This is a genomic window from Blastococcus deserti (assembly GCF_042682525.1).
Lineage (GTDB): Bacteria > Actinomycetota > Actinomycetes > Mycobacteriales > Geodermatophilaceae > Blastococcus_B > Blastococcus_B deserti.
The window spans coordinates 436,652-462,696 of record NZ_JBHUHP010000001.1 but is presented as its reverse complement, the minus strand read 5'-3'; the positions used below and the strand labels follow the sequence as shown (position 1 = coordinate 462,696).

Here is a 26,045-nt window from a genome sequence, read left to right as displayed (position 1 = left end):
CACGGCGGTCGGCCGCAGCAGGCACGCGGGGAATCGGGATCGGGTGCCCCATCCTGCACGATGACCCCGTGGGCATCGACACGGGACCGGTCCTCGTCCTGGGCGGGCGCAGCGAGATCGGGACGGCGGTCGCCGAGCGGCTCGCCGCGCGCGGCCGGACCACGGTCGTCCTGGCCGCCCGGCAGCCGGCTGACCTGGACGAACAGGAAGGGGCGGTGCGCCGGGCGGGGGCCACCACCGTCGGCCGGGTGGCGTTCGACGCCGACGACCTGGCCGGCCACGCGGCCGTCCTCGACGAGGTCGAGCGGAGGTTCGGGCCGCCGGGCACGGTCGTCGTCGCCTTCGGCGTGCTCGGCGACCAGGCCGTCGCGGAGCGCGATCCCGCCGCCGCGGTGGCGGTGGTGCACACCGACTTCGTCGCCCACGTCCACGTGCTCACCCTGCTGGCCGACCGGCTGCGGGCGGCTGGGCGGGGCACGCTCGTCGTCTTCTCCTCCGTGGCCGGCGTCCGCGTGCGCCGGGCCAACTACGTCTACGGCTCCGCGAAGGCCGGCCTCGACGGGTTCGCCAGCGGGCTCGCCGACGCGCTCGCCGGCTCGGGCGTGCGGCTGCTGCTCGTCCGGCCGGGTTTCGTCATCGGCCGGATGACCGCCGGGATGTCGCCGGCCCCGTTCTCGAGCACGCCCGGCCAGGTCGCCGACGCCGTCGTCGACGCGCTGACCCGGGGCCGTCAGGAGGTGTGGGTGCCGGCGGTCCTCCGCCCCGTCTTCTTCCTGATGCGCCTGCTCCCCCGGGCCGTGTGGCGACGGCTGCCGCGCTGAGCCCCGTACCCTTCGACCGACATGACCCGCCCACCCCGCCGCCGATGACCCGCCCACCCCGCCGCCGATGACCCGCCCACCCCGCCGCCCCGGCCGATCCCGCCGCGACCGCCACGGCCGCGGTCTGCGCGGGCGCCTGGTGCCGGCCGAGGTGCCCCTGGCCCGCAGCCGGGCGGAGCAGTTCGACGACCTGGTCCTCGACGCCGTGGAGGACCTCGAGCGCCGCTGGGAGCGGGAGCTGGCGGGGGTCGAGTTCGCCGTCGAGGACGTGCCCTGGGTCGAGCACACCGACCCCGACGAGGTGGTCCTCGACGCGGACGTGCTCGACGACGGGTCGGTTCCGCTGGCTCGGCTGCTGCCGGCCCACCGGGAGAACGGCCGCGACGTGCCGCCGCGCATCGTGGTCTACCGGCGGCCGCTGGAGATCCGCGCCCACGACCGCGAGGACCTCGCCGACCTGGTGCGTGACGTCGTCGTCGACCAGGTGGCCGTGCTGCTCGGCCGCGATCCGGAGGAGATCGACCCCACCGGCTGAGTCGGGCGGCTCGGTGGACACCGGCGGATGTGCTGCCGGCGCCCTGCGATGCTGACCGCGATGGACATCCCCGTGACGGCCGGGCCCTGGCTCGTGCTGGGCCTCGTGCTGGGGATCCTCCTGGCGGTGCCGGCCGCGCTGGGTGCCCTGGCCGTGCGCCGTCGCCGCCCGGGAGCGGACCCGCCCGCGTCTCCCGCCGGATCCGTCGCGGACCCCGTCGACGACGACCTCCCCGCGTTCCTGGAGTTCCCGCCGGGAACGGCTCGGGCACCGGACACCGCGACCGGCGGCTGGGCCGCCCTCAGCACCGCGGTCGGCACCCCGGCGGGGTCCCCGCCGACGCCGTTCGCCCCCCGCCGCGGGTCGGGGACCGGCGCCGTCCTGGCCGCGATGGGGGGCACCGCCCTGCTGCTGATCGGCGCCGCGGCGGCCGTGGCGACCGCCCGTACCCCCGATCCGGACGCCCCGCGCAGCGACGAGCGACCGGCCTCGGCGACCCCCCGGGCGGTCGCCGTGGATGCGCGACTGGTCTTCGAGGGCGTCGTCCTCGAGCGGCACGCGGTCGGCGTCACCGTGGCCTATCCGCGGGTCCGGGTGCGCACCGACGGCGACCGCGCGGCCGCGGAGATCGAGCTGCCGACGTTCAACTGCCTCCGCACCGACGCCCCGGAGGACCCTCGGCAGGCCGGCTGCACGCCGTCGGTGCCGGAGTACGGGGCGCTGTCGGGGCCGGACCTGCACGTCTCGGCGGACGGCGGCGGCCTGCTGATCTCCGGCCGCTTCGCCGCCACGCGGCGGCAGACCGGATCGCCACCGGAGCCGACCGGCCGCGCCTACGACGTCACCGTCCGGGCGGCTCCCCGGGACGGCCGGGCGGGACCGGGACAGGAGCCGGCCACCGGGCTGCTCCACCTGGGCGACGAGCGCGTCCCCACCAGCGCCGGGGAGCCGAGCACCATCACCTACGGGCGCTGACGCTCACGGCCATCCGCGGGCGGGGGCGGTCACGCTGACCAGCGGCGCGCCCATGGCGGTGCCCAGGCCGCCCACGTCGCTCCACCCCCACCACGGCCACCGGTCGGCGCCGTCGAGCAGGGTCAGCAGGGCCGCCCGCGGGCCGTCGTCCCCGGGCAGCACCGCCAGCTCCACCTGGCCGATGGCGGCGTGCAGCCGGGCGCAGGACCGGAGGAAGCCGCGGGCCCGCGTGTCGGGCTCACGGGCGAGCAGGGCCGGCAGCCACCGCTCGAGCTCCGCCGGGTCCCGGCTGCGCACCACGCCGCCCATCCCGTCGAGGTCGTCGGTCATGGCGTGGCTGCGCTCGTTGGCGATCAGGCCGTCGGGCAGCCGGGCCGACAGCGCGCGGGCCGTGGGATCACCCAGTGGGAGCCCGGCCAGGCGCAGCCGGGCGGACCCGCGCACGTCGCCGAGCAGGTCGTGGATGCCCGCGGCGAGGAGGCCGGCCGCCTCCCCGTCCCGCGCCAGCAGCCGGGCCGGCGGCCGCCCTCCGGGCACGGGTTGCACGCCGCCGCCCAGCACGGTCACCACCACCACCGGCCCGCGGCGTCGCAGGGCGAGGAACGCCACCGCGTCGGGACGCCCCTCGGCGTGCGCTCCGACGACCACCGCCGCCGGCCGGCCGGCGCCGCGGCCGGCCACCCCCGCGTTAAGCACGGCGGTGAGCCAGGGGCCCCGGGCGGTGACCGGGGCGCGGAGGTCGGCCATCAGCGGCGCCGCGGCGCGGATCTCCCGGACCACCCGGGCACGGCCGACGACGGTCCGGGTGAGCACCCCCGAATACGACCACAGCCGCCGACGGCAAGCGTCGGCGGCTGTGGCGAGGCGATGGAACGGCCCCTCTGCAGGGTCCCGCCGCGAGCGTGCGAGCGGTGGCGAGCAGTGGGGTCCTTCTTCACACGGCGCGGCGACGCAGCCGGCGGCGCTCACGCTCGGAGAGCCCGCCCCAGATGCCGAACCGCTCGTCGTTGGCGAGGGCGTACTCCAGGCACTGGGCCTTCACCTCGCAGCCGGTGCAGATCTTCTTGGCCTCGCGGGTGGAGCCACCCTTCTCGGGGAAGAACGCCTCGGGGTCGGTCTCTGCGCAGAGCGCCTGCTCCTGCCACGACTGGGCATCCGCCTCGGCCCCGATGCCCAGCAGGCCCGCGATGCCCTGGCTCGCCACGCGGCCCGTGTGGTGGCCACCGCCGGCTCCGAACCGGTCAGCGGACCGGTCGCTCGCACCGACGTAATCGCTCAACCACGACACCTCCGCCATGACGTTGCGTCCCCTCTCGCTTTCGTCCCGGTGCGCGGCCTCCGGGACGTTCCCGGGCCGTCCAGCACTCGTCGACACCGCCGGAATTACACGCGTGTCGTTGCCTGCCCGTCAACTTCGCCCGGTGTAAGCGACACGCCACACCAGCCCCACCCGTCACGAGCGTTCGTCAATTCTCGTCCCGACCCTCGACACGCCCGTGGAACAGTCGACAACTGCCTATCGGGCACCATGTCTTTCGTGCAGATCGTGGTGCTGGCCGGTGGGACCGGTGGGGCTCGATTCCTCCGCGGGGTCCGGTCCGCCGCGCCGGGCGCGGAGATCACCGCCGTCGTCAACACCGGGGACGACGTGACGCTGCACGGGCTGCGGATCTGCCCGGACCTCGACACGGTCATGTACACCCTCGGCGGCGGCATCGATGAGGAGCGCGGCTGGGGCCGGGCCGGGGAGAGCTGGACGGTCAAGGAGGAGCTCGCCGCCTACGGCGCCGACCCCGACTGGTTCGGCCTGGGCGACCGCGACCTGGCCACGCACCTGATCCGTACGCGGATGCTGGACGCCGGCTTCCCGCTGTCGCAGGTGACCGCGGCCCTCGCCGACCGCTGGCAGCCCGGGGTCACCCTGCTGCCCATGAGCGACCAGCGGGTGGAGACCCACGTCGTCGTGACCGATCCCGGCACCGGCCGGCAGCGGGCCATCCACTTCCAGGAGTGGTGGGTGCGGCACCGCGCCGCCCTCGACCCCGCCGCGTTCGTCCAGATCGGCGTGGAGGCCGCCCGCCCCGCCCCCGGCGTGCTCGAGGCCTTCGCCGCCGCGGACGCGGTTCTGCTGGCCCCGTCGAACCCGGTCGTCTCGATCGGGACGGTCCTCGGGGTGCCCGGGCTGCGCGAGGCGCTGCTGAGCTCACCCGCGCGCGTGGTGGGCGTCTCGCCGGTCGTCGGCGGTGGCGTGCTGCGCGGGATGGCCGACCGCTGCCTGCCGGCACTGGGCGTCGAGGTCAGTGCGGAAGGGGTCGGCCGGCACTACGGATCCCGCACGGACGGGGGCCTGCTCGACGCCTGGCTGGTGGCCCCCGGCGACGCGGCCGACGTGCCGGGGGTCGACGTCCGGCAGGTGCCGCTGCTCATGTCCTCCGCCGAGGCGACCACCGCCCTGGCACAGGCGGCCCTCGACGCCGCCGGGTTCCGGGCTGCCGGTGTCTGAGCCGCCGGTGTCCCAGCCGCCGGTGTCCCAGCCGCCGGTGTCCCAGGCGCCGGTGTCCGGGCCGCCGGCCGGCATCTCCGTCCACCCGGTCCCGGGGCTGCCGGAGTTCGCGCCCGGCGACGACCTGGCGGCGGCCGTCGCCGGGGCGGCTCCCTGGCTCGCGGACGGCGACGTCGTCGTGGTGACGTCCAAGGTGGTCTCCAAGGTGGAGGGACGGCTGGTGCGCGTCGAGCCCGGTGCCGACCGGGAGGCGGCCCGTCAGCGGGCGATCGAGGACGAGACCGTCCGGGTGGTGGCCCGACGGGGCCCGCTCTCCATCGTGCAGACGCGGCACGGCTGGGTGGTGGCCGCCGCGGGCATCGACGCCTCCAACGTGGGCCGGGACGCGCTCGTGCTGCTCCCCGAGGACGCCGACGCCTCCGCCCGCGCCCTCCGTGCCGGCCTGCGCGAGCGGCTCGACGTCGACGTCGCCGTCGTGGTGAGCGACACGTTCGGCCGGACCTGGCGGGAAGGGCTCACCGACGTCGCGGTCGGCGCCGCCGGCATCCCGGCCCTCGCCGACCACCGGGGCGCCGTCGATGCCTTCGGCAACCGCCTGGAGACCACCCGCGTGGCGGTGGTGGACGAGGTGGCGGCAGCCGCGGACCTGGTCAAGGGCAAGCTGTCCGGTGTCCCGGTCGCCGTCGTCCGTGGCCTGCGCCCGGCCCTGCCCGGCGCGAACGACGAGGGCACCCGCCCCCTGGTGCGACTGCCCTCCGACGACCTCTTCCCCTACGGCTCCCGGGACCTGGTCCGGACGCGGGAGCCGGGCGCGGAGCTGGTGCCGCGGGCGGGTGAGCTCGCGGCGGTCGCGGAGGCGTTCCGGGTCGCCAGCGCCGCGCTGCCGGAGTTCCCGGTGGTCCTGCGCCACGGCGGCGAGGGCGACGGCGTCGTCGACGTCCACCTCAGCGACACCCCGAACCTGACCACGGCGCTCAACCTCGGCGCGCTGCTCGGCGCCGCGATCGTGCAGCTGCACGCCGAGGGCTGGACGACGCGGTGGGAGCCGGTCGGGACACCGGGCGGCTCCTCCCTGGTGGGCAGGCTGTGGCTGGGCACTGCGACAGCGTGAACGCGAGCATTCGATAGCGTCGGCCCGTGGAGATCCGCGAACTCGCCGTCCCTGACAGCTACGCCATCGATCTCGTGCCGCACGGCGACTCACGCGGCAGGTTCACGGAGTGGTACCGCGCCGACGTGCTCTCCCAGGCCACCGGCTTCGGCCTGACCCTGGCCCAGGCCAACCACAGCGTGTCCGCCCGCGGCGTCCTCCGCGGGGTGCACTTCGCCCTCGTCCCCCCCGGGCAGGCCAAGTACGTGTACTGCCCGGCGGGCAAGGTCCTCGACGTGATCGTCGACATCCGGGTCGGCTCTCCCAGCTTCGGCGTGCACGACTCCGTACTCCTCGACAGCGAGCAGCCTCGAGCCGTCTACCTGGCGGAGGGGCTCGGTCACGCCTTCGTGTCCCTGGCGGACAACAGCTCGGTCACGTACCTGGTGTCGTCGGGCTACTCCCCCGGGCGGGAGTTCGGGATCAACCCCATGGACCCGGAGCTCGGCCTGCCGTGGCCCGCCGACATGGAGTTCGAGTTCTCCGCGAAGGATCAGGCGGCCCCCACGCTCGCCGAGGCCCGGGACCAAGGCCTCCTGCCGACGATGGAGCAGTGCACCGCGCGGTACGCCCAGCTGCGCGGACGGTGAGTCAGATCCCCCGGTAGTCCGTCGGGGCGAAGCGCGGCCCACGCCGCGGTCGCCGGGCGCCCCCGGCCAGGATGAGCCGCACGACCCGCTGGCGCTGCCCGCGCCAGGGCTCCAGGAGCGCCAGCATCCCGGCGTCGTCGGTGGTCCTCCGGCCGGCCAGCGACCAGCCGACGATGTTCTTGAGGTGGTAGTCACCGACACTCACGGAGTCGGGGCAGCCGAGCGCCCGCTGCACGACCTCGGCGGCGGTCCACACCCCGATGCCGGGGATCGAGCACAGCCGCCGCTGCAGCGCGGCCGAGTCGCCGGCCGCCTCGGGCTCGAGCCGCGACGCGACCGACGCCACCGCCCGCAGCGCCCGCCGGCGGGCGCCGTCCAGACCGCAGCGGTGCCATTCCCAATCGGTCACCTCGAGCACCCGCTGCGCCGACGGTGGCACCCGCATCCCCTCCGGCGCGGGGCCGGGGGCCGGCTCGCCCGCCAGACGCAGCAGCTCCCGCCACACCTGGTAGGCCTCGGCGGTGGTCACCTTCTGCTCGAGGACGGCGGGCACGAGGGCGTCCCAGGTGCGGCCGGTCCGGCCCAGCCGCAGCCAGCGGGTCGTGCGGTGCAGCTCGGCGACCACCGGGTGCCCGGAGGGGTCGAACCCTTCCGGGTGGTCGGCGGCGCCCAGCCATTCCGGGACTGCCGCTCCGGCCTGCTCGGCGCCGGGACCCCACGCGCTGATGCGGACCGTGCCCGCGCTGACGGCGATGCGCACCGTCGCCGACCCCTCGGCGGTCGTCGTGGTCCGCCAGAGGCCGTCGTCCGTGATGCGCATGGTCGGGTCACCGGTGCCGCGCCGGTGCGGGGCCAGCGCCCGGGCCGGGTCCAGGGGCCAGTCCGGCGTCCAGACGGACTCGAAGACCTGCCCGGCCGACGGGGTCGGCCGCGCGGCTGGGCTCGGGACTCGGCTCACGACGGTGCTCAGGACTTCCCCCGGGTGGTGCGGTCAAGTGCTCATGGTGGCGCGGCTCAGCGCGGCGCCATGCGCAACGCGCCGTCCATGCGGATCACCTCGCCGTTGAGGTAGCCGTGCTCGACGATCGCCAGCGCCAGCTGGGCGAAGTCGTCGGGCCGGCCCAGCCGCTTCGGGAAAGGTATGCCCGCGGCCAGCGCGGTCCGCGCCTCCTCGGGCAGACCGGCGAGCAGCGGCGTGTCGACCAGCCCCGGGGCGACGGTGCAGACCCGCACCCCGACGCTGGAGAGGTCGCGCGCGGCGGGAAGGGTGAGACCGACGATCCCGCCCTTGGACGCGGCGTAGGCGACCTGGCCGATCTGCCCGTCGTACGCCGCGATCGAGGCGGTGTTCACGACGACCCCGCGCTCGCCGTCCTCACCCGGCTCCGTCTCGGCCATCGCCGCGGCCGCCAGCCGGAGCACGTTGAAGGTGCCGACCAGGTTGACCATCACCGTCCTCGTGAACGCGCCCAGGTCGTGCGGCTCCCCGCCCCGGCCCACCGTGCGCTGCGCCCAGCCGATGCCGGCGCAGTTGACCGCGATCCGCAGCGGGCGGTCCTTGCCGGTGGCCTCGGCGATCGCGGCCTGCACCGACGCCTCGTCGGTCACGTCGGTGCGCACGAACGTGGTGTGCCCGCCGAGCTCGTCGGCCAGGGCCCGCCCGCGGTCCTCCTGCAGGTCGAGGACCGTGACGGCCGCGCCCCGGGCGGCCAGGGCGCGGGTGGTGGCCTCACCGAGCCCGGAGGCTCCTCCGGTGACGACGGCTGCGACGTCGAAGCTCTTCATGGCGGCGGACGTTAGCGGGTGCCTCCCCGCGGCGACGTGAGGCCGTCCCAGCCGGCCACGTAGCCTCGCTCCAGGTCTGCTCCGCGCCGCCGGGTGCGGCACCCCGCAGCCCACGCGCCCCGTTCGCACCTGGGCGTCCGGCGTGCGTTCGCCGACGTCCGCGACTCCCGGAGGACCCGACGGCCAGCAACCACGAGGGGCATCGCCTGGACGACGCCCGCGGCACGGGCGTCCGAGCCCGGGTACTCGGCCTCCTGCGGTCGGGCGGAACCCGGGCCGGCCTGCTGGTCCTCGCCTGCTCGATGGTCGGGCACATCGGGAACTACCTCTTCTACGTGCTGGCTGCCCGGGCGCTGTCCCCCGCCGAGTTCGCGGACGTGAGCGCCATGACGGCGCTGGCCACCATCGCCTTCATGCCGGCGAGCGGTGTGCAGGCCGCGGTCGCTCGCGACACCGCCGCCCTCATCGCGGCCGGGCGGTCCGAGGAGGCCGACGGCCTCGCCCGCTGGCTGGCCGGACGCCTCGCCGTCCTCCAGGCCGGCCTGCTCGCCGTCCTGCTCGTCGCGACGCCGGCTGCGGTCGCCGTGCTGGACCTGTCAGCGCGGTCGGTGTGGCTCACCGGTGCCGTGTGGCTGGTCCTCGGACTGGGACTGCAGGTCGGCCTGGGGCCCCTGCAGGGGCGGGAGCTCTTCGGGGCGGTCGGGGCGGTGCTGGCCGGGCCGCAGGGGGCGCTCCGCCCGGTCGTGCTGCTGCCGGGCGTGGCGGTCGCGGGGGTGGCCGGGGCGCTGGGGGCGCTCGTCGCGGTGACGGTGCTGGGCCTGGCCGGCGTCCTCGCAGTGCTCTGGCGCGCGCTGAGGAACGGCCACGGCCGCCCCGTCGCGCTGACCGGCACGCTGCCCGCGCTCGCTGCCCTCACCGCGTTCGCCTCGCTGACCAACGCCGACGTCCTGGCAGCGAAGATCGTCCTCGACGCGACCGACGCCGGCCTCTACAGCTCCGCCGCGCTGCTCGGGAAGATCGCCCTCTACGCCCCGTCGGCGCTGGCCCTCGTGCTGCTGCCGAAGGTCACGTCCCGGCTCCAGTCGGGGCTGGACATCCGCGGGCCCGCCCTGTCGACCCTCGCCGCCACCCTGGGCACGGGTCTCCTGGTGACCGGCGCCATCCTCGTCGCGCCGTCCTCGCTCGTCACCGTCGTGTTCGGCCCGGAGTACAGCGCGGCCTACGGGCTGGCAGCGCCGATCGCGGCGGTCATGACCCTGGCCTCGCTGCTGCAGGTGCACCTGATGGTGGCGCTGGCCAGCGGCAACCGGCGCACGGTGCTGCTCACGGCCGGCGCCGCGGTCCTCCAGGTCACGGGGCTCACGCTGCTCGCCGAGACCGCCCGGGACGTCGTGCTGGTCTCGGCCCTGGCGACCGCCGCGGCTCTCCTGCTCCACGAGCTGGTGTCGCCGTTCGGCACCCTCCGCCTGTTGCGGCGCCGGGGACGCGGCGACCGTTCCCTATCCTCGGCCGGGACGTCCCCGGCATCTCGAAGCGCCCCACCGACGGGGCGGTCTGGAGAAGGCGATGAGTCTTGAGTTCATGGTGCCCTTCTACGGGGATCCGGGGCTGCTCAAGGAGACCGTCGCCAGCGTGCAGGCGCAGACGGACGGCGACTGGCGGCTCACCGTCGTCGACGACGGGTACCCCGACGACTCGATCCCGGGCTGGTTCGCCACGCTCGGCGACGAGCGCATCCGCTACCTGCGGAACGAGACCAACCTCGGCGCCAACAAGAACTACGAGAAGTGCCTGTCACTGGCGACCGCGGACGACGTCACCGTGCTCGGGGCCGATGACCTGCTGCGCCCGAACTACGTGTCGGTGCTGCGCGAGGCCCGCCGACGCTTCCCCGACGCCGCGGTCATCCAGCCGGGGGTCGAGGTCGTCGACGAGCACGGACGACCGGCGCACTCGCTGGCGGACCGCGTGAAGCGCGTGTACGCGCCGCGGACCGACGGACCCGTGGAGCTCTCCGGGGAGGACGTTGCCGCGAGCCTGCTCAAGGGAAACTGGCTCTATTTTCCCGCCCTGTGCTTCTCCGTCGCCAAGGTGCGCGAGGTGGGCTTCCGCGAGGGGCTCAACGTGGTGCAGGACCTGGCCCTCGTCATGGACCTGCTCCAGCGCGGCGAGAGCCTCGTCGTCGACCCGACCGTGTGCTTCGCCTACCGGCGGCACAGCAGCAGCGACTCGTCCTGGCGCGCGCTGGAGGGCACCCGGTTCGTCGAGGAGCGCGAGTACTTCCTGACGGTGGCCGGCGAGCTCCAGGCACGGGGTTGGTCCCGGGCCGCCCGCGCCGCCCGGCTCCACGTCTCCTCACGACTGCACGCCCTCACCTACCTGCCCGCCGCCGTGCGGCAGCGACACCGCGTCGGCATGCGGAACCTCTCCCGGCACGTCTTCGGCGGCGTCGGCCACTGACCGGTCCAACGACTCAGGGGCGGCCGGGGGGCTGCCCGCGGGCGATGAGCCGGGCCTCGGTCTCGGTGAGCGCGACCTCGCGGGAGAGGCGCACGAGGCGGGCCTCCTGCTCGCGGAAGCGGACGCTGGTGCTGCCGACGAGGTAGATGATCACGACGGCCAGCATGTAGAGCAGCAGGTCGGTGCCCCGGTCGACCCCGACGAAGTCCGCCAGGGCCTGCAGGATGCCGGGGAAGAGGACGGCCAGGACGCCGGCCACGACGGTCAGCACGGCGAGGATCTTGCGTCGGGCCTGACCGCGCAGGGACGCACGGGAACGCAGCGAGAAGACCACAGCCAGCACGATTGCCGGCACCAGCAGCAGCTTGATCACCGTCGGCTCCAGGTGCTGACGCGGTGGAACAGGATGTCGAACAGGATGTTCACGCTGTTGAGCAGCGGCTGTCCCTTCGACCTCGAGTAGTCGGTGTAGAGGATGTGCACCGGGTACTCGGTGACCCGGTAGTCGGACTGGGTGAGCACCTGCTCCAGCTCGGTCGCGTGCGCCATCCCCATGTGCGCGAGGTCGATCCGGGCGGCGACGTCCCGGGTCATGAGCCGGAGCCCGTTGTGGGCGTCGGTCAGCTTGGTCCTGCTGCGCCGGTTGAGGACCTTCGTGGCCGTCTTGAGCAGGAACCGCCGGAGTCCGCCCATCTCCGTCTTCCCGTCCAGAAACCGCGAGCCCAGGACGACGTCGTAGCCCTCCTGGGCCTTGGCGATCATGCCGAGCAGGTCCTGTGCCTGGTGCTGACCGTCGGCGTCGAAGGTGGCGATGTACTTCGCGTCGGTGAACCGCAGGGCTGCCAGGAAGCCGGTCTGCAGCGCGCCACCCTGACCGAGGTTGATCGGATGGCTGACCCGGATGGCGCCCGCGGCATCGATCTCCGCCGCCGAGTCGTCGGTGCTGCCGTCGTCGACGGCGATGACCGTGAGCCCCAGGTCGACGAGCTCGGCGATCACCCGCCGGACGACCGACGCCTCGTTGTAGACGGGCATGACGACAGCCGTCGGTGGAAGGTCCCCACGGACGGTGTCGGGCGGCCGCACGGTCGGGTTCATCGGGGAGCATGGTAGGTGAGGGCGGCGACCGGGCGTCCTCATCGGCTGCCCGCTGCGCCGAGCGCCGTCAGGACCAGCGGGGGCCGCGGTCGCGCTCGACGGCGGCCAGCAGCTGCTTGACCTGCTCGGCCTGGCCGACGGGGCAGACGAGCGTGACGTCGCGGGTGTGCACCACGACCGAGTCCTGCACCCCGGAGAGGGCGATCAGGTGGTCCGGGTCGTCGCTGAAGACGATGTTGCGCCGGCTGTCGACCAGGACCGTGAGGCCGTGGACCGCGTTGCCGTCCCCGTCGTTGCCCAGGGTGTGGGCGAGCGCCGGCCAGGAGCCGACGTCGAGCCACTCGGCGTCCAGGTCGACCACGAGCACCCGGCCCGGCTCGGCCGCCGACGGCTCGAGGACGGCGTAGTCGACGCTGATCTTCGGCAGGGTCGGGAAGACCTCGGCGAGCACGGCCTCCCGTTCAGGTCCGGGCGCCGCCGCCACGACGCGTCGCAGGCCCGCGGCGGTCGCCGGCAGGTGCTCGGCCAGCGCGTCGAGGACCGTGCGGGCCCGCCACACGAACATCCCGGAGTTCCACAGGTGGTCGCCGGAGGCCAGGTACGCCTCCGCCGTGGCCCGGTCGGGCTTCTCCCGGAACGAGGCCGCCTCGGCGACCCCCGGGAGCCCGGTGGGCGCCCCGCGCTGGACGTATCCGAAGCCGGTCGCCGGCGAGCTGGGCCGGATGCCCAGGGTGACCAGGGCGCGCGGCCGGACCGCGAGCGCGTCGTACGCGCTCGAGAGGGCGGCGGCGAACCGCTCGACCGGCCGGATGACGTGGTCGGCGCTGACGACGGCGAGCTCGGCGCCCGGGTCGGCCGCCTCGACCAGCGCGGCGGCCAGTCCGACGGCGTTCGCGGTGTCGCGGGCCACCGGCTCCAGGATCAGCCGGTCGGCGCGTAGCTCCGGCAGGGCCGCGGCGACCTGCTCCCCGTACCGGGCCGCGGTGCAGACCCAGATGCGCTCGGCGGGCAGGACCGCGCGCAGCCGGGCGAACGCCTCGGCCAGCAGGCTGTGCGCGGTACCCCCCTCCCCGGCGACCACGTCGAGGAGCTGCTTCGGCCGCTCGGCCCGCGACAGCGGCCACAGCCGCGTGCCCGAGCCGCCGGCCATGATCACTGCGTGGCGCACGCGGGCGTCTCCCTGCTCACCTGGTCGTGATGGCCGGGGGTCATCGACGGGCGATCACGGTGCCCGGCCCGACCTCGCGCCGGCGCCAGGGGCGACGACGTGCCCGCGGCACGTCCTCGGCCGACCGCTGGGGCGCGGCGCCCGCGTTCACCCGGTCGCTGACGTACGACACGAGCATCCGGGCGCCCAACCCGATGCGCAGCGCCCCGCGCAGCGGCGCCTGGATGCGCCGGGGGTACCGGCGGGCGAGATAGCGCAGGGCGCTCGTGTGGTGGACCCGGCGCATGCGTTGTGGCTCGCGGCTGGTCGCGTGACCCCCCTCGTGCTCGACCACGGCCGAGGGCGCGTACACGTGCAGCCAGCCGCGTTCCCCCAGGCGCGCGCCGAGGTCGACGTCCTCGAAGTACATGAAGTAGCCCGGGTCGAACCCGCCGACCGAGTGGAAGGCCGTCAGGTCGGCGAGGAAGCACGATCCGGACAGCCAGCCGGCCGGTCGCTCCCGCGGCTCCTCCCGCTCACGCCGGTAGCGCGCGGTCCAGGGATTGCCCGGCCAGAGCCAGCCGAAGACGGCGTGACCCGTGCCGGTCGTCAACGACGGCAGGTCGCGGGCCGAGGGGTACAGCCGGCCGTCAGGGGTGCGGATGGCCGGCCCGACGGTGGCCGCGCGCGGCCACCGGGCAGCGGCGGCGAACAGCTCGTCGACCGCACCGGGCTCGAACCGGATGTCGGGGTTGGCCACCAGCGCCCAGCCGCTTCGCACGTCGGCCAAGCCGGCGTTCGCGGCGGCCCCGTAACCGACGTTCCCCCCGGTCGACAGGATCCGGACGTCGGGGTGGTCCCGCGCCGCTCGTTCCGGCGCACCGTCGGTGGACCCGTTGTCGGCGAGCACGACGTCGAGGGGGCGGGTGGTGGCCTCACGAAGCGTGTCGAGAAAACCGGACAGCGACTCCCCCGGCGAGTAGGTCACGACGACCACCCGCAGCGGGACGTCGGCCGGCACCTGGGTCACGCCCCGACCCTACGTCGCTCCCCAGGCCTGCCAGGTGCACCTGTCTGCCCCGGTGCGTCCGGGCGGTCGCCCGTGCGCCCGGTACTGTCGGTGCCCGTGTCGACTGGCGCTCCGGAACTCATCGTCGTCGGATCGGGCTTCTTCGGGCTGACCGTCGCCGAGCGGGCCGCCAGCCAGCTGGGCAAGCGGGTGCTCGTACTCGACCGCCGCCACCACATCGGGGGCAACGCCTACTCGGCACCCGAGCCGGAGACCGGCATCGAGGTGCACGTGTACGGCGCGCACCTGTTCCACACGTCCAACGAGCGCGTCTGGCAGTACGTCAACCAGTTCACCGAGTTCACGAACTACCAGCACCGCGTCTTCAGCGTCTACGACGGTCAGACGTATTCGCTGCCGATCAACCTGGCCACGATCTGCCAGTACTTCGGCCGCAGCTTCAGCCCGGACGAGGCCCGGGCGCTGGTCGCCGAACAGTCCGGCGAAATCGAGACCGCGGCGGCCGCCAACCTCGAGGAGAAGGCGATCTCCCTGATCGGCCGCCCGCTGTACGAGGCGTTCATCCGCGGCTACACGAAGAAGCAGTGGCAGACCGACCCCACCGACCTGCCCGCGGCGGTCATCGCCCGCCTGCCCGTGCGCTACACCTTCGACAATCGCTACTTCAACGACACCTACGAGGGCCTGCCCAAGGACGGCTACACCGCGTGGCTGACCCGCATGGCCGACCACCCGAACATCGAGGTGCGGCTGTCGACCGACTTCTTCGACGTCCGCGGCGACCTGCCGGGCGGCGTGCCGGTGGTCTTCACCGGCCCGATCGACAGGTACTTCGACTACGCCGTGGGAGCTCTGGGCTGGCGCACCCTCGACTTCCAGACCGAGGTTCTGCCGATCGGCGACTTCCAGGGGACGTCGGTGATGAACTATGCCGACGAGGACGTGCCCTTCACCCGGATCCACGAGTTCCGGCACTTCCACCCCGAGCGCGACTACCCGGCGGACAAGACCGTCGTCGTCCGCGAGTACTCCCGCTCCGCCCGGACCGACGACGAGCCGTACTACCCGATCAACACGCCCGAGGACCGGGCCAAGCTGGAGCGCTACCGCGAGCTGGCCCGCAAGGAGGCGGCGGAGAACCTGGTGCTCTTCGGCGGCCGGCTGGGGACGTACCAGTACCTCGACATGCACATGGCCATCGGCTCGGCACTGACCATGTACGACAACCGCATCCGCCCGTTCTTCGAAGGCGGCGGGTCGCTCGACGGAAGCCTGGGCTGACCTTCGGCGGTCAGGCCCCGGCGGCCGCCCGGTAGGCCGCCAGGTGGGCGCGGGCGCACGCGCGCCAGTCGAATCCGGCTGCCCGGGCCCTCGCCGCCTCACCCAGCTCCCGGCGCCGCACCGGGTCGTCGAGCAGCGCGCGGAGGGCCGACCCGATCGAGGCCGGATCGGGCTCGGTGTAGGCCACCGCATCCCCACCCACCTCGGGCAGCGACAGCCGCCGCGTCGTCAGGACGGCGGCGCCGCAGGCCATCGCCTCCAGGACCGGCAGCCCGAAACCCTCGCCGAAGCTGGGATAGGCCACGAGCTCCGCCTCGCCGAGCAGGCCGCTCAGCAGATCCAGCGGGACATAACCCGGGCGCAGCACCGTCAGGTGGTCGGGCACCGCGGCTATGGCAGCGTCCACCTGGTCGTCCCAGCCCCGGCCACCCGCGAGGACGAGCGCCGGCGGGTCCGGCCGGTCGCCGACGGCCTCCACCCAGCCGCGCACCAGGCCCGCCGCGTTCTTGCGCGGTTCCAGCGTGCCGAGGAACGCGATGTAGGGCCCGGTCACCCCGAGGTGGGCGCGCACACCGGCCCGCTCGGCCGCCGACGGGACGTGGAACCGGGCCGCGTCGACGCCGAGGTGCGCGACGTCGATGCGGGAGGGGTCCGCACCGACCTCGCGGACCAGCTCGGCCCGGGTGGCCGCCGACGGCGTCACGCAGCGCCGGGCCCGGCGCAGCGAGATGCGGGTCCAGGTGCGGAAGAACCGCCGCTTGACGGCGAGGTGGACCTCGGGATGGGTGAAGAAGGTCGCATCGTGCAGGGTGGTGACCACCGGCAGGCCGGCCGCCAGGGGCATCGTGTAGTGCGGGCTGTGCAGCACGTCGGCCCGGCTCTTCCGCACCAGCAGCGGCAGCCCAGCCTGCTCCCACAACAGCCGGGCCGGCGGCCGGGCGACCGCCGCCGGCGCTGCCAGCACGTCCACACCGGGGAGCAGGGCCCGGTAGTGCCCGAGATCGTGCGCCTGGGCGACGACGGCGAGGTCGGCACCCTCGGCGAGTAGCGCGGGCAGGAGCTCGTCGACGTAGCGGCCCACCCCGCCCCGGTCCGGGGGGACGGCGGTCGCGTCGACGACTACGCGGGGTGCGTCGGGCAGGACGGCTCCTGGGGTTGCGCGGGCGGGAGGACCCGAGCCTACGGGGCCCCGCGGCACCCTTCGGGAGCGTGTCATCCCACGGATACGCTGCCCCGATGCGAGGCATCATCCTGGCCGGCGGCAGCGGTACGCGGCTCTACCCGATCACGAAGGCGATCAGCAAGCAGCTGATGCCGATCTACGACAAACCGATGATCTACTACCCGCTGTCCCTGCTGATGAATGCGGGGATCAAGGAGATCCTCGTGATCACCACGCCAGACGACCAGGCCGGTTTCCAGCGGCTGCTCGGGGACGGCAGCACCATCGGCGTCCGCATCGAGTACGCCGTCCAGCCCCGCCCGGAGGGTCTCGCGCAGGCCTTCGTCATCGGCGCGGACTTCATCGGCGACCAGCCGGTCGCACTGGTCCTCGGGGACAACATCTTCTACGGGACCGGCCTCGGCGAGAGCCTCCGGGCCAACACCCACCCGGTCGGCGGCCACGTCTTCGCCTACCACGTGGCCAACCCTCAGGACTACGGCGTCGTCGAGTTCGACGACGAGGGCCGGGTGATCTCCATCGAGGAGAAGCCGGCGAAGCCGAAGAGCTCCTACGCGGTGCCGGGGCTCTACTTCTACGACAACCAGGTCGTGGACATCGCCGCGAACGTGAAGCCCAGCGACCGCGGCGAGCTCGAGATCACCGCGGTCAACCACGAGTACCTGCGCCGCGGTCAGCTGACGGTCACGGTCCTCGAGCGCGGTACCGCGTGGCTGGACACCGGGACCTTCACCTCGATGATGCAGGCCGCCGAGTTCGTGCAGGTCGTCGAGGACCGGCAGGGCTGGAAGATCGGCTGCATCGAGGAGGTCGCCTGGCGGCGCGGCTTCATCGACGACGCGCAACTGGAGGCCCTCGGGATGCAGTTGCGCAAGAGCGGCTACGGCGACTACCTCCTGAGCCTGCTCGGCCGCTCTGACCAGTCGGCCTGACGACCCATGTCGAGCTGCGGTCCGCTGTCGTAGTCGCAGCCGGCCGCGGTGCGGGGTGGGTCGTAGGCGCTGTGGTGGGTCCAGCAGCGCCGGAGAGCCCGGGTCAGGGCGCGGGCGCGGATGCGAACGGCGCGGGGACGGCGAGCCCCGCGGCCCGCTCGGCCTCGTGACGACCCGACGGCCGGAGTGCACACCGGCACGCTCGAGCAGCGGCCCCGGCACGACCAGGATCGGTCGGTGACGCTCAGCGCGGGAGATCGCGGTACAGGTCCCACAGGGTCCGCGCGGTCCGCTCCCAGGTGAACTGACCGGCGCGGGCAAGGCCCCGTGCCGCCATGTCCCGGCGGAGCCCGGGACCGTCGACCAGCTCGGTCAGCGCCGCCGCGAGTGCCGCGACGTCGCCGATCGGCGCGACGAACGTGGCATCCCCGCCGACCTCCACCAGCGCCGGGTCGTCGGAGGTCACCACCGGGGTGCCGGCCGCCATGGCCTCCACCACCGGCAGCCCGAAGCCCTCCGCCCGGCTCGGCACCACCACCGCCACCGCGGCGGCCATGACCGCGGCCAGGTCGGGATCCGGCAGCCGCCCGAGGACGACCACGTCCCCCTGCCGCAGTCCCAGGTCGCGGGCCAGTTCCAGCGGCTGGACACCGCCCCAGCCCGGCTGCCCGACGAGCACGAGCGGCAGCCGGCGCTCGTGCGGCATCGCGGCCAGCGCGGCCAGCAGGACGTCCAGACCCTTGCGCGGCTCGAGGGTCGCCACGCTGAGGAAGTAACCGTCGCGCGGGGCCCCGGCCCGCACCGCGCGATCCGCGGCGTCGTCGGGGCGGGCGAGCCGGCCGCTCACCCCGGCCCCGGCGACGACGACGCGCTCCGGCAGCGCGACCCAGCGGCGCAGCTCCCGGGCCACCGCGGCCGTGGGCACCACGACGGCGTCGGCGGACCGGCCCACCCGCTCCGCCATCGCCCGGTGCCACCGCACGCCCCGCGGGGTCAGCGTCTCCGGATGGGTCCACGGCACGGCGTCGTGCACCGTCACGACGAGCGGCCGGCCGGCGCGCGGTGGAGCCAGCAGCGTGGGGGCGTGGACGACGTCGGCACCGGTCGGCACCAGGGGCACGCCCCGTTCCCACGCCAGGGTGAGCGCCCGCCGCGACAGCGGCAGCCGCCGGGGTCCCCGCACGCCGCGCAGCCGCGCGGCGCCGACCCGTCGGTGCGCAGCGACCCAGCCGGTCACCCGGCACCCGGTGGGCGCGACGGCGGCCAGTGCCTCGGCCACCTCCGCGGTGTAGCGGCCGGTGCCACCGGGCAGCGGCGCCAGGATCTGCTCGACCACCATCGCGACACGCACGCGGCGACCCTACGGACAGCGATCGCGGTCGGCGCCCGGCACAGGCGGCGCCGCCGGTCGCCGGTGCGGTCGGCTCGATCCCGGAGGCCGCAGGGCGGTAGCGTCTGATCCACCGGCGCCGCGCCCGGCACGGCGCACGACGCTGCGGTGCCGTGGCTCGCGGCGTGCATCCTCGTATCGGGCGGGTGCGGACACGGGCGAGCGGACGAAGGCGGCATGAGCAGCGCAGCACCAGGAGAACGGACCCGGGAGCCGGTCGCCGAGCCGGCGCCGGACGAGCGCCCGCGACGCCCCCGGGCCAGGCTGGCGTGGGTCGTGTTCGCGGTGGTGGCCGTGCTGGCCACCGTCCTGGTGGGCTTGCACATCGACAACTACCGGCAGCTGTCGGTCTACGACGAGCCCCAGCACATCGACTACGTGCACCGCGTGCTGCAGGGTGACTTCCCGGCATCGGGCGACGTCTGGCTGCCGGAGACGATCGAGGCGACCACCTGTCGCACCATCGACTACCCCGCGCCGCTCCCCGCCTGCTCCGCCGCGGCAGACCTGCCGGCCCTGCCCAACGGCGGGCTGAGCATGGCCTTCATCCACACGCCCGCCTACTACACGGTCGCCGCAGGGGCCGTCCTCCTCGACCGCGCCCTCGGCCAGGTCGTCGACGACGTGGACGCGATGCGCCTCACCGGCGTCCTGTGGCTGGTCCTGGCCCTCTGGATGCTCTGGCTGCTGTGGCGCGACCTCGGTGTCCCGTGGCAGACCCGGGCCGGCTTGTCCCTGGCTCTCACCGCGGCTCCGATCGTCCTGCTCAGCCAGAGCACCGTCACCAACGACGCCACCGCGCTCGCGGCAGGGGCGGCCCTGACCGTGGCCGTCATCCGGTGGGACCGGGGCACATCCCGCCTGTGGCTGCCGGTTACGATCGGGCTGGTGGCCCTGTTGCTCAAGGTCACCAACCTCGCGGTGGTCCTCGCGGTGTGCGCGTTCGTCCTCGTGCGGGCCCTGCAGCACAGCACGACGACGCGGCAGCGGGTACGCGCCGTCCTCACCCGCCGCAACCTGCTGCTGGTAGGCCTGCTCGGCGTCGCGACGGTCGTCGTCGGCGTCGGTTGGTCGGTGGTCGTGAACGCGCGGGCGACCCTGGACGAGTCGGAGAACCCGCAAAACGTCCTGATGGCCGTCGACCGTTTCGACCCGTCGTGGCTGGCCACGTCCATGCTGTCCCTGACGTCCCCGCTGCAGCCGCAGTTCTACCAGGCGGTCATGACCGGCTCGGCGGGTGCGGTCATCGTCGCCAACCTCGCCAACATCGGCCTGCTGGCCCTCGCCGTGGTGGGTGCGGCGCGCTCGGAGCCGGGATCGGTGGTGCGCGCGCTGGCCATCGCGGTGGGCGCCACGACGCTGGCCTACGGACCGCTCCTGACCGTCGTCAACTTCGTCACCGCCGGCGTGTACTTCGGCATCCCCGCGCGGTACGGCCTCTCCCTCGTGCCGGGCATGCTGGCGCTGGCCGGCACCGCGGTCCGCACACCGCGGGGCGGCACGGTCCTCCTCGTCGTGGGGGCCGCCTTCTACGCGATGACCGCCTGGGTCCTGGTGCGCTGATCGGGGGCGCGGACGGACGTCCCGGCACGGCCGCCTGTCTCCCCGTTCCGGCGTGACCGTCACGGCACCGGCCCGGCCCGGATCTGTCGGTAGCGTCGCCCGCGACCACTACGCCGGAGCGGTGGGCGCCCCGGCCGTCCCACCCCTGCGGCATGACGGCGCGGCGGCATCGCGCTCCTGGCACTGGGGCTTCTCCTCTACGCACTCACCGCCTGGAAGCTCGTCGCCTGACGCTGGTTCGCCGGTCGCCGGAGTACCTGACTAGGTTCCTCGGCGTGCCCTCCGAGCCCCAGGCCAGCGTCGTCGTCGTCACCTGGCAGGGAGCGCACCTGCTGCCGGACTGCCTGGACTCGCTGGCACGGCAGACCGTCGCGCACGAGGTGCTCGTCGTCGACAACGCCTCCACCGACGGCACCGCCGAGGTCTTGCGCCGCTACCCGCACGTCCGCGTGGTCCGGACCGAACGCAACCTCGGGTTCGCGGGCGGCGCCGAGGCCGGGCTGCGCGCGGCGACGGGCGAGTTCGTGGCGTTCCTCAACAACGACGCCGTCGCCGAGCCCACCTGGCTGGCGGCGTTGCTCGCCACGATCGTCACCGACGACCGCATCGCCGCGGTCACCTCGCTGATGCTGCTGGCCGGCAGCGATCCGCCCGTCGTCAACAACGCGGGCGTCGTCGTCCTGCCGACGCTGTACGGGGCCGACCGCGCCGCCGGCGCCGACCCCGCCACGGTCGCCGAGCCGGCAGAGGTCTTCGGGTTCAGTGGCGGCGCCGCCCTGCTGCGCCGCTCCGCCGCCCTCACCGTGGGCGGCTTTCCGACGCCCTTCTTCCTCTACTACGAGGACACCGACCTCTCCTGGAGGCTCCGCCTGGCCGGCTGGTCCATCCGCTACGAGCCCGCGGCCGTCGTCCACCACCGCCACGCGGCCACCTCGGACCGCATGTCGCCGCTGTTCGCCTTCCACAACGAGCGAAACCGCCTGCTCCTCCTCGTCCGATGCGCGCCCGCGGCCCCTGCGGCGGCGGCATGGGGCCGTTTCCTCCTCACGACGGCGTCCCTGGCCCTCCGGCACGGCCGTCGCCTGCGGGGAGCCGAGCCCCACAATCTGCGGGTGTCGCTCCGGCTCCGCGTCCTCGCCTCGGCGGTGCGGCTGCTGCCGTGGGCTCTGCGCGAGCGCCGTCGGATCCGGCCTGGGGCCGGGAGGGCCACGGACCTCCCTCTCGGGGCCTGAGCGCCTCCCTCGTCCCAGGCGTCACCAGACGTCACGGACCTGTCCCGTACGGCGGGACCACCCCTCAGCGCGGTGCTAGCGTGGGTGGGACGACTTCTCGTGACCCACCACGTCACATCTCTGGCCATGTCCCCAGCGGACCGGTGGTGGACGACAGGACAGGTGACCCCCTCGCATGACCCAGTCCGTTCGGGCGGTATGGCAATACCGCGGACTGATCGGCAATTTTGCCAATCGCGAAATCAAGGGCAAATACAAGGGCAGCATCCTGGGCTCCGCCTGGTCGCTGATCAACCCACTGGCCACCCTGGCGATCTACAGCCTCGTCTTCGGTTTCATCATCAAGTTCCCCACGCCGGTCGCAGGCAACGGTGAGCTGACCAGCTTCACCGTCTATCTGTTCACCGCGCTCGTCGTGTGGAACTTCTTCCAGTCGGTGAGCACGAGCGGCATGGGCGCGCTGGTCACGGCCGGCCCGTTGCTCCGCAAGATCTACTTCCCCCCGTTCGCGCCGGTGATCGGATCTGCGGCGGCCGTGCTCAACCAGACGGCGATCGAGTTCGGTCTACTGTTCGTCGTCTACCTGGTGGTGGGCAACGTCGGCTGGTCGTTCCTGCTGGCTCCGGTCCTGCTCGTCCTGCTGGGCGCGTTCGCGCTGGGCATCGGGCTGGTCCTGGCAGTGGCGAACGCTCGGTTCCGGGACGTCAGCTACATCGTGAGCGTGCTGCTGAGCCTGCTGTTCTACATGTCCCCGATCATCTATCCGATCTCCCTGGTGACCGATCTGTACGACCAGCATGGCTGGTTGCGGCTCTACGAGTACAACCCCGTCACGGCGTTCATCGAGGCCTTCCGATCGGCCCTGTGGCACCTGGAGTTCCCCGGCTGGGGTCGACTGGCCTACCTCACCGTCGTGAGCCTGGCCGTGCTGGTCGGCGGATGGGTGTTCTTCCAGCGCAAGTCGGCCGACGTGAGCGAGGAGCTGTGACGGTCTTCCACCCGGTCGAGGAGGAGATCGAGGCCCCGGCGAAGCCTGTCGACGTCGCGATCGAGGTCCGTGGGGTCACGAAGCGCTTCCGCCGCTACCACGACCGCAGGACCAACGTCAAGGAGCTGTTCAGCCCCCGCCGTGCCCGCGTCAAGCGGCACGACGACTTCTGGGCGCTCAAGGGCATCGACCTGGACATCCCGCGGGGCAAGACCTTCGGGCTGATCGGCCACAACGGATCAGGGAAGTCGACCCTGCTCAAGCTCGTCGCCGGCATCCACCGCCCCACGGAGGGCACGATCGTCGCGCACGGCCGGATCTCGGCGATGCTCGAGCTCGGAGCCGGCTTCCACCCCGAGATGTCCGGCCGCGACAACGTCTACCTCAACGGCTCCATCCTGGGGATGACCCGCAAGCAGATCGACGCCGCGATGGACGACATCATCGCATTCAGCGGGCTCGAGGAGTTCATCGACACCCCCGTCAAGGTCTACTCCTCCGGCATGTACGTCCGGCTCGGCTTCGCCATCGCGGTCAATCTCGAGCCGGAGATCCTCATCGTCGACGAGGTCATCGCCGTCGGCGATGAAGAGTTCCAGCGCCGGTGCTTCGACCACCTCTACGAACTCCGACGCCGAGGCGTGACCATCGTGCTGGTCACCCATTCGCTCGGGCTGGTCGCCGACCTCTGCGACGAGGCGGCCTGGCTGGACGGCGGCAAGCTCAAGGCCGTGGGCCCTTCCCGGGAGGTCGTCGACCAGTACCTGTCCGCCGTCAACCGGCGGGAGGCGGAGGCGCAGCCGCAGCCGCAGCCCGAGAACAACGACGCCGGGGTCCCAGCCGACGAGACCGAGGGCAGGACCCCCCGGCGCGGATCGGGCGAGGTCAGGGTCACGAGGGTCGACTATCTCGACGGGGACAGTCAGGCCCGCCCCTTCCTCACCACCGGTCAGCCCTGCACCATCCGGATCAGCTATCAGGCCGTCGAGGCGGTCCCCTCGGTGACCTTCGGGCTGGGCTTCACCACCGAGAGCGGGGTGCAGGTGGCCGGCCCGAACTCCGGGTACGGCGAGGCCGCCTTCGCGGTGCAGCCCGGTGAGGGCCACGTGGACTTCACCCTCGACTCACTCCCGCTGCAGCCAGGCGAGTTCCTGGTGACCACCGCAGCGGTCGACAAGGGGCACCCGTACGACTTCCTCGACCGGGCGTTCGTCCTCAAAGTGCGCGCCGACGACGTCACCGAGCCGGGGCTGGTCAAGTTGACCGGCAACTGGTCGCTCGGACCGTCCGTCCCCTGACCTTCCGTTTCGACGGCCACAGAAGGAGCACAACCATGTTCAGCGCCGAATCGCTCGGCAGCCTCCTGCTCGCTCTGGCCACGGGCTTCCCCGACCGCGCCAAGAACATGGTGCAGACCAGCGACGAGCTGACCGAGGAGGAACGCGGGCTGCTCTGGGCACCGCTGGCGTGCACGGACGATCCCGCGAAGCAGGCCCGTGGCCTCGGCGACGCGATCCGCAAGGGCGGCACGAACGACTTCTCGGCCAACGAGTGCTACCGCGCCGCGTTCTACCTGGGGCACGGCGTCGACGAGCTGCGCGACGACCCGCTCTTCGGGTACTTCAGCTCTCACCGCGCCGGCCGCGTGCTGGACAAGTGGGTGCACTACTTCCCGATCTATTCCCGCCACCTCGCGCCCTACCGCGGTCGCCCGATCCGCGTCCTGGAGATCGGCACCTACCGCGGCGGCTCCCTGGACATGTGGCGGTGGTACTTCGGGCCGCAGGTCACCCTGGTCGGCATCGACATCGACGAGGACGCCAAGGCTGCGGCGGACCCGCGCCACGTGGTCGAGATCGGTGACCAGACCGACGCCGACTTCCTCCGCCGGGTGGCTGAGGAACACGGGCCGTTCGACGTCATCATCGACGACGGCGGTCACGGGATGCAGCAGCAGATCGTGACGGCGGAGACGCTGTTCCCCTTGCTCGCCGACGGGGGTGTCTTCCTCGTCGAGGACTGCCACACCTCCTACTGGGACTCCTACGAGGGCGGGCGGAACCGGCCGGGGACCTTCATGGAATGGGCCAAGCAGCGTCTCGACGACGTCAACGGCTTCCACCAGCCTGGCCCCGTCGACCCGGTGTGGACCGGCCAGCTCGACGGCCTGCACTGCTACGACTCGGTGGTCGTGCTGGACAAGAAGACCCGGTTCGCCCCGTTCGCCGAGCAGGTGGGCCACGCGGAGTTCCTGACGTACCCGCGGGCGGCCGCTGGCATGTTCTCGGAGCTGCTGGCCACCCGCGATGCTGCCCGCGCCGAGCGCGACCGGCTCCGCCGGACGCTGGAGGAGAAAGAGGGCGCGCGGGACGAGGAGCTGCGGCTGTTGCGTGCCGAGCTGGCCAGCCTCCGACCGAAGAACGCGCAGCTGGACAGCCGACTGACCCAGCTGAAGGACGAGCTGGACAACGCACGGATCTCGCTGCGTCGGGTCCGCCGGAACCAGGCCACGGGCCGGTGGCTCCGGCGTTCTGGTGACCTCTGAATGGAGCCGTCCCTGCGTCACCTGCCGCGGGTCGTCGACGTTGCCGGAGTGACCGTCGCCGAGCGGGACGCCGTCATCCCGGCGGACGCCGCGCGGATCGCCTTTCTCGCCCACTGGTCGGAGGCCGAGGGGCAGTCACGGTCCACCCTCCGGTTGGTCGCCGAGCTCCAGCGCCTGGGGTACCGGGTCGTGGTGTCATCCACGAGTCCCGCCCCGGGGCACCTCGATTTCGCTGCCGACGACGTGCGGCTCGACGAGCTGGTCGTGCTGCGTCGGCCGAACATCGGTTACGACTTCGGCTCGTGGGCAGTGGCGATGTCGGCCCACGAGCACGTGCTGGACCGCCCCTACGTGCTGGTGCTCAATGACAGCCTCGTCGGCCCCTTCGCCCCCTTGGACGACGTCGTCGCGCACTTCGAGGAGACCACCGCCGACGTCTGGGGCATGGTGGAGAGCAACCAGTTCGCCAGCCACCTGCAGTCGTTCTTCCGCGGCTTCCGCTACGGCGTTCTGGCCGAGCCCGTGATGCGCCGCTTCTGGGCCGATCTCCGCGTGATCGAGGACAAGAACGCGCTCATCCAGCACTACGAGTTCGGTTTCACCGCCTTTCTCGCGAGGAACTGCTTCTCGAGCACGCCGTTCGTGCATCACAGCGCAGTGGTCGGCGAAGGACTGAATCCGACCATTCACGGATGGCGGAATCTGTTCGACGCCGGCGTGCCCTTCGTGAAGCGGGAGCTCGTCCGGTATCCGGACCTCGCACGTGACGGGAGGCGCATCCCAGCGGTGATCGCCGAGCGCTACGGGACAGACGTCGCCGACTGGCTGTAAGGGTTG

The 26,045-nt window shown here is 73.4% G+C and carries 26 protein-coding genes; 16 read left to right on the top strand and 10 right to left on the bottom strand.

Annotated elements, in window-relative coordinates; translation table 11 throughout:
• The first annotated feature begins 68 nt into the window (after positions 1–68).
• The 3 genes from ACFSHS_RS02240 to ACFSHS_RS02230 all read left to right on the top strand — a co-directional run bounded on the left by ACFSHS_RS02240 (position 69) and on the right by ACFSHS_RS02230 (position 2,331).
• Positions 69–821 (top strand): SDR family NAD(P)-dependent oxidoreductase, encoded by a 753-nt coding sequence (locus tag ACFSHS_RS02240; RefSeq protein WP_376871198.1) that lies wholly within the window; start codon positions 69–71, stop codon positions 819–821.
• A gap of 67 nt (positions 822–888) precedes the next feature.
• Positions 889–1,356 carry a metallopeptidase family protein gene (locus ACFSHS_RS02235; protein ID WP_376871196.1) on the top strand — a complete coding sequence of 156 codons (468 nt, stop codon included), beginning with the start codon at positions 889–891 and terminating at the stop codon, positions 1,354–1,356.
• A gap of 60 nt (positions 1,357–1,416) precedes the next feature.
• A complete protein-coding gene (locus tag ACFSHS_RS02230; protein ID WP_376871194.1) occupies positions 1,417–2,331 on the top strand; it encodes a hypothetical protein in 915 nt (304 codons plus the stop codon).
• A gap of 3 nt (positions 2,332–2,334) precedes the next feature.
• Here the strand turns inward: ACFSHS_RS02230 and ACFSHS_RS02225 are convergent, their stop codons facing one another.
• Positions 2,335–3,144, bottom strand: coding sequence for a hypothetical protein (locus tag ACFSHS_RS02225; protein WP_376871192.1), 810 nt, complete (start codon positions 3,142–3,144; stop codon positions 2,335–2,337).
• Between the two features lie 121 nt (positions 3,145–3,265).
• A complete protein-coding gene (locus ACFSHS_RS02220) occupies positions 3,266–3,535 on the bottom strand; it encodes a WhiB family transcriptional regulator (RefSeq protein ID WP_458199623.1) in 270 nt (89 codons plus the stop codon).
• Positions 3,536–3,868: 333 nt separating this feature from the next.
• Here ACFSHS_RS02220 and cofD point away from each other — a divergent pair, with 333 nt between their 5' ends.
• The 3 genes from cofD to ACFSHS_RS02205 are packed head-to-tail and all read left to right on the top strand — an operon-like array spanning position 3,869 to position 6,574.
• The gene (cofD, locus tag ACFSHS_RS02215) at positions 3,869–4,834 is read left to right on the top strand and encodes a 2-phospho-L-lactate transferase (protein WP_376871190.1); all 966 of its coding nucleotides are present in this window, start codon (positions 3,869–3,871) and stop codon (positions 4,832–4,834) included.
• Entirely contained in the window at positions 4,827–5,945 is a 1,119-nt protein-coding gene (locus ACFSHS_RS02210) for a coenzyme F420-0:L-glutamate ligase (protein ID WP_376871188.1), read from the top strand. Before cofD ends, ACFSHS_RS02210 begins: the two co-directional genes overlap by 8 nt.
• A gap of 26 nt (positions 5,946–5,971) precedes the next feature.
• Positions 5,972–6,574, top strand: a complete 603-nt coding sequence (locus tag ACFSHS_RS02205; protein WP_376871186.1) for a dTDP-4-dehydrorhamnose 3,5-epimerase family protein — start codon at positions 5,972–5,974, stop codon at positions 6,572–6,574.
• A gap of 1 nt (position 6,575) precedes the next feature.
• Here ACFSHS_RS02205 and ACFSHS_RS02200 read toward each other — a convergent pair whose 3' ends face one another.
• Positions 6,576–7,532 (bottom strand): DNA-3-methyladenine glycosylase family protein, encoded by a 957-nt coding sequence (locus ACFSHS_RS02200; RefSeq protein ID WP_376871184.1) that lies wholly within the window; start codon positions 7,530–7,532, stop codon positions 6,576–6,578.
• A 56-nt stretch (positions 7,533–7,588) separates the two neighbouring features.
• Positions 7,589–8,359 (bottom strand): SDR family NAD(P)-dependent oxidoreductase, encoded by a 771-nt coding sequence (locus ACFSHS_RS02195; RefSeq protein WP_376871182.1) that lies wholly within the window; start codon positions 8,357–8,359, stop codon positions 7,589–7,591.
• 302 nt (positions 8,360–8,661) lie between these two features.
• Here ACFSHS_RS02195 and ACFSHS_RS02190 point away from each other — a divergent pair, with 302 nt between their 5' ends.
• Together ACFSHS_RS02190 and ACFSHS_RS02185 are read left to right on the top strand one after the other, a co-directional pair.
• A complete protein-coding gene (locus ACFSHS_RS02190) occupies positions 8,662–9,936 on the top strand; it encodes a lipopolysaccharide biosynthesis protein (RefSeq protein ID WP_376871179.1) in 1,275 nt (424 codons plus the stop codon).
• Positions 9,926–10,819, top strand: coding sequence for a glycosyltransferase family 2 protein (locus ACFSHS_RS02185; RefSeq protein WP_376871177.1), 894 nt, complete (start codon positions 9,926–9,928; stop codon positions 10,817–10,819). The genes ACFSHS_RS02190 and ACFSHS_RS02185 overlap by 11 nt, the downstream gene beginning before the upstream one ends.
• A gap of 13 nt (positions 10,820–10,832) precedes the next feature.
• On the opposite strand, the gene ACFSHS_RS02180 is transcribed toward ACFSHS_RS02185, so the two are convergent.
• The 4 genes from ACFSHS_RS02180 to ACFSHS_RS02165 form a co-directional block, all read right to left on the bottom strand.
• Positions 10,833–11,192, bottom strand: a complete 360-nt coding sequence (locus tag ACFSHS_RS02180) for a DUF2304 domain-containing protein (protein ID WP_376871174.1) — start codon at positions 11,190–11,192, stop codon at positions 10,833–10,835.
• A complete protein-coding gene (locus ACFSHS_RS02175; protein WP_376871172.1) occupies positions 11,189–11,917 on the bottom strand; it encodes a glycosyltransferase family 2 protein in 729 nt (242 codons plus the stop codon). The genes ACFSHS_RS02180 and ACFSHS_RS02175 overlap by 4 nt, the downstream gene beginning before the upstream one ends.
• Before the next feature lie 67 nt (positions 11,918–11,984).
• Positions 11,985–13,085 carry a mannose-1-phosphate guanylyltransferase gene (locus tag ACFSHS_RS02170; RefSeq protein WP_376871171.1) on the bottom strand — a complete coding sequence of 367 codons (1,101 nt, stop codon included), beginning with the start codon at positions 13,083–13,085 and terminating at the stop codon, positions 11,985–11,987.
• 40 nt (positions 13,086–13,125) lie between these two features.
• Positions 13,126–14,094 (bottom strand): glycosyltransferase family 2 protein, encoded by a 969-nt coding sequence (locus tag ACFSHS_RS02165; RefSeq protein WP_376871170.1) that lies wholly within the window; start codon positions 14,092–14,094, stop codon positions 13,126–13,128.
• A 96-nt stretch (positions 14,095–14,190) separates the two neighbouring features.
• Between ACFSHS_RS02165 and glf the strand changes: the two genes are divergently transcribed.
• Positions 14,191–15,375: a UDP-galactopyranose mutase gene (gene glf / locus ACFSHS_RS02160; protein ID WP_376871167.1), complete on the top strand. Its 1,185-nt coding sequence runs from the start codon at positions 14,191–14,193 to the stop codon at positions 15,373–15,375.
• A gap of 10 nt (positions 15,376–15,385) precedes the next feature.
• Here the strand turns inward: glf and ACFSHS_RS02155 are convergent, their stop codons facing one another.
• Positions 15,386–16,456: a glycosyltransferase family 4 protein gene (locus ACFSHS_RS02155; RefSeq protein ID WP_376871165.1), complete on the bottom strand. Its 1,071-nt coding sequence runs from the start codon at positions 16,454–16,456 to the stop codon at positions 15,386–15,388.
• 155 nt (positions 16,457–16,611) lie between these two features.
• On the opposite strand from ACFSHS_RS02155, the gene rfbA reads away from it, so the two are divergent.
• Positions 16,612–17,490, top strand: a complete 879-nt coding sequence (rfbA, locus tag ACFSHS_RS02150; protein ID WP_376871163.1) for a glucose-1-phosphate thymidylyltransferase RfbA — start codon at positions 16,612–16,614, stop codon at positions 17,488–17,490.
• 244 nt (positions 17,491–17,734) lie between these two features.
• On the opposite strand, the gene ACFSHS_RS02145 is transcribed toward rfbA, so the two are convergent.
• The gene (locus ACFSHS_RS02145; RefSeq protein ID WP_376871160.1) at positions 17,735–18,841 is read right to left on the bottom strand and encodes a glycosyltransferase family 4 protein; all 1,107 of its coding nucleotides are present in this window, start codon (positions 18,839–18,841) and stop codon (positions 17,735–17,737) included.
• 216 nt (positions 18,842–19,057) lie between these two features.
• On the opposite strand from ACFSHS_RS02145, the gene ACFSHS_RS02140 reads away from it, so the two are divergent.
• The 6 genes from ACFSHS_RS02140 (at position 19,058) to ACFSHS_RS02115 (ending at position 26,039) form a co-directional block, all read left to right on the top strand.
• Positions 19,058–20,443, top strand: a complete 1,386-nt coding sequence (locus ACFSHS_RS02140) for a hypothetical protein (RefSeq protein WP_376871158.1) — start codon at positions 19,058–19,060, stop codon at positions 20,441–20,443.
• Positions 20,444–20,718: 275 nt separating this feature from the next.
• Positions 20,719–21,675: a glycosyltransferase family 2 protein gene (locus ACFSHS_RS02135; RefSeq protein ID WP_376871156.1), complete on the top strand. Its 957-nt coding sequence runs from the start codon at positions 20,719–20,721 to the stop codon at positions 21,673–21,675.
• 175 nt (positions 21,676–21,850) lie between these two features.
• Positions 21,851–22,663 carry an ABC transporter permease gene (locus ACFSHS_RS02130; RefSeq protein WP_376871154.1) on the top strand — a complete coding sequence of 271 codons (813 nt, stop codon included), beginning with the start codon at positions 21,851–21,853 and terminating at the stop codon, positions 22,661–22,663.
• A complete protein-coding gene (locus ACFSHS_RS02125) occupies positions 22,660–23,961 on the top strand; it encodes an ABC transporter ATP-binding protein (protein WP_376871152.1) in 1,302 nt (433 codons plus the stop codon). Before ACFSHS_RS02130 ends, ACFSHS_RS02125 begins: the two co-directional genes overlap by 4 nt.
• 35 nt (positions 23,962–23,996) lie before the next feature.
• The gene (locus ACFSHS_RS02120) at positions 23,997–25,208 is read left to right on the top strand and encodes a class I SAM-dependent methyltransferase (RefSeq protein WP_376871149.1); all 1,212 of its coding nucleotides are present in this window, start codon (positions 23,997–23,999) and stop codon (positions 25,206–25,208) included.
• Positions 25,209–26,039, top strand: coding sequence for a rhamnan synthesis F family protein (locus tag ACFSHS_RS02115; protein WP_376871146.1), 831 nt, complete (start codon positions 25,209–25,211; stop codon positions 26,037–26,039).
• The last annotated feature ends 6 nt before the right edge of the window (positions 26,040–26,045 follow it).

Excerpts from the sequence above, each read along its gene's own strand:
- ACFSHS_RS02235 (WP_376871196.1), top strand. The coding sequence starts at position 889 with ATGACCCGCCCACCCCGCCGCCCCGGCCGATCCCGCCGCGACCGCCAC.
- ACFSHS_RS02230 (WP_376871194.1), top strand. The coding sequence starts at position 1,417 with ATGGACATCCCCGTGACGGCCGGGCCCTGGCTCGTGCTGGGCCTCGTG.
- ACFSHS_RS02195 (WP_376871182.1), bottom strand. The coding sequence starts at position 8,359 with ATGAAGAGCTTCGACGTCGCAGCCGTCGTCACCGGAGGAGCCTCCGGG.
- ACFSHS_RS02190 (WP_376871179.1), top strand. The coding sequence starts at position 8,662 with ATGGTCGGGCACATCGGGAACTACCTCTTCTACGTGCTGGCTGCCCGG.
- ACFSHS_RS02185 (WP_376871177.1), top strand. The coding sequence starts at position 9,926 with ATGAGTCTTGAGTTCATGGTGCCCTTCTACGGGGATCCGGGGCTGCTC.
- ACFSHS_RS02175 (WP_376871172.1), bottom strand. The coding sequence starts at position 11,917 with ATGAACCCGACCGTGCGGCCGCCCGACACCGTCCGTGGGGACCTTCCA.
- rfbA (WP_376871163.1), top strand. The coding sequence starts at position 16,612 with ATGCGAGGCATCATCCTGGCCGGCGGCAGCGGTACGCGGCTCTACCCG.
- ACFSHS_RS02140 (WP_376871158.1), top strand. The coding sequence starts at position 19,058 with ATGAGCAGCGCAGCACCAGGAGAACGGACCCGGGAGCCGGTCGCCGAG.
- ACFSHS_RS02130 (WP_376871154.1), top strand. The coding sequence starts at position 21,851 with ATGACCCAGTCCGTTCGGGCGGTATGGCAATACCGCGGACTGATCGGC.
- ACFSHS_RS02120 (WP_376871149.1), top strand. The coding sequence starts at position 23,997 with ATGTTCAGCGCCGAATCGCTCGGCAGCCTCCTGCTCGCTCTGGCCACG.
- ACFSHS_RS02115 (WP_376871146.1), top strand. The coding sequence starts at position 25,209 with ATGGAGCCGTCCCTGCGTCACCTGCCGCGGGTCGTCGACGTTGCCGGA.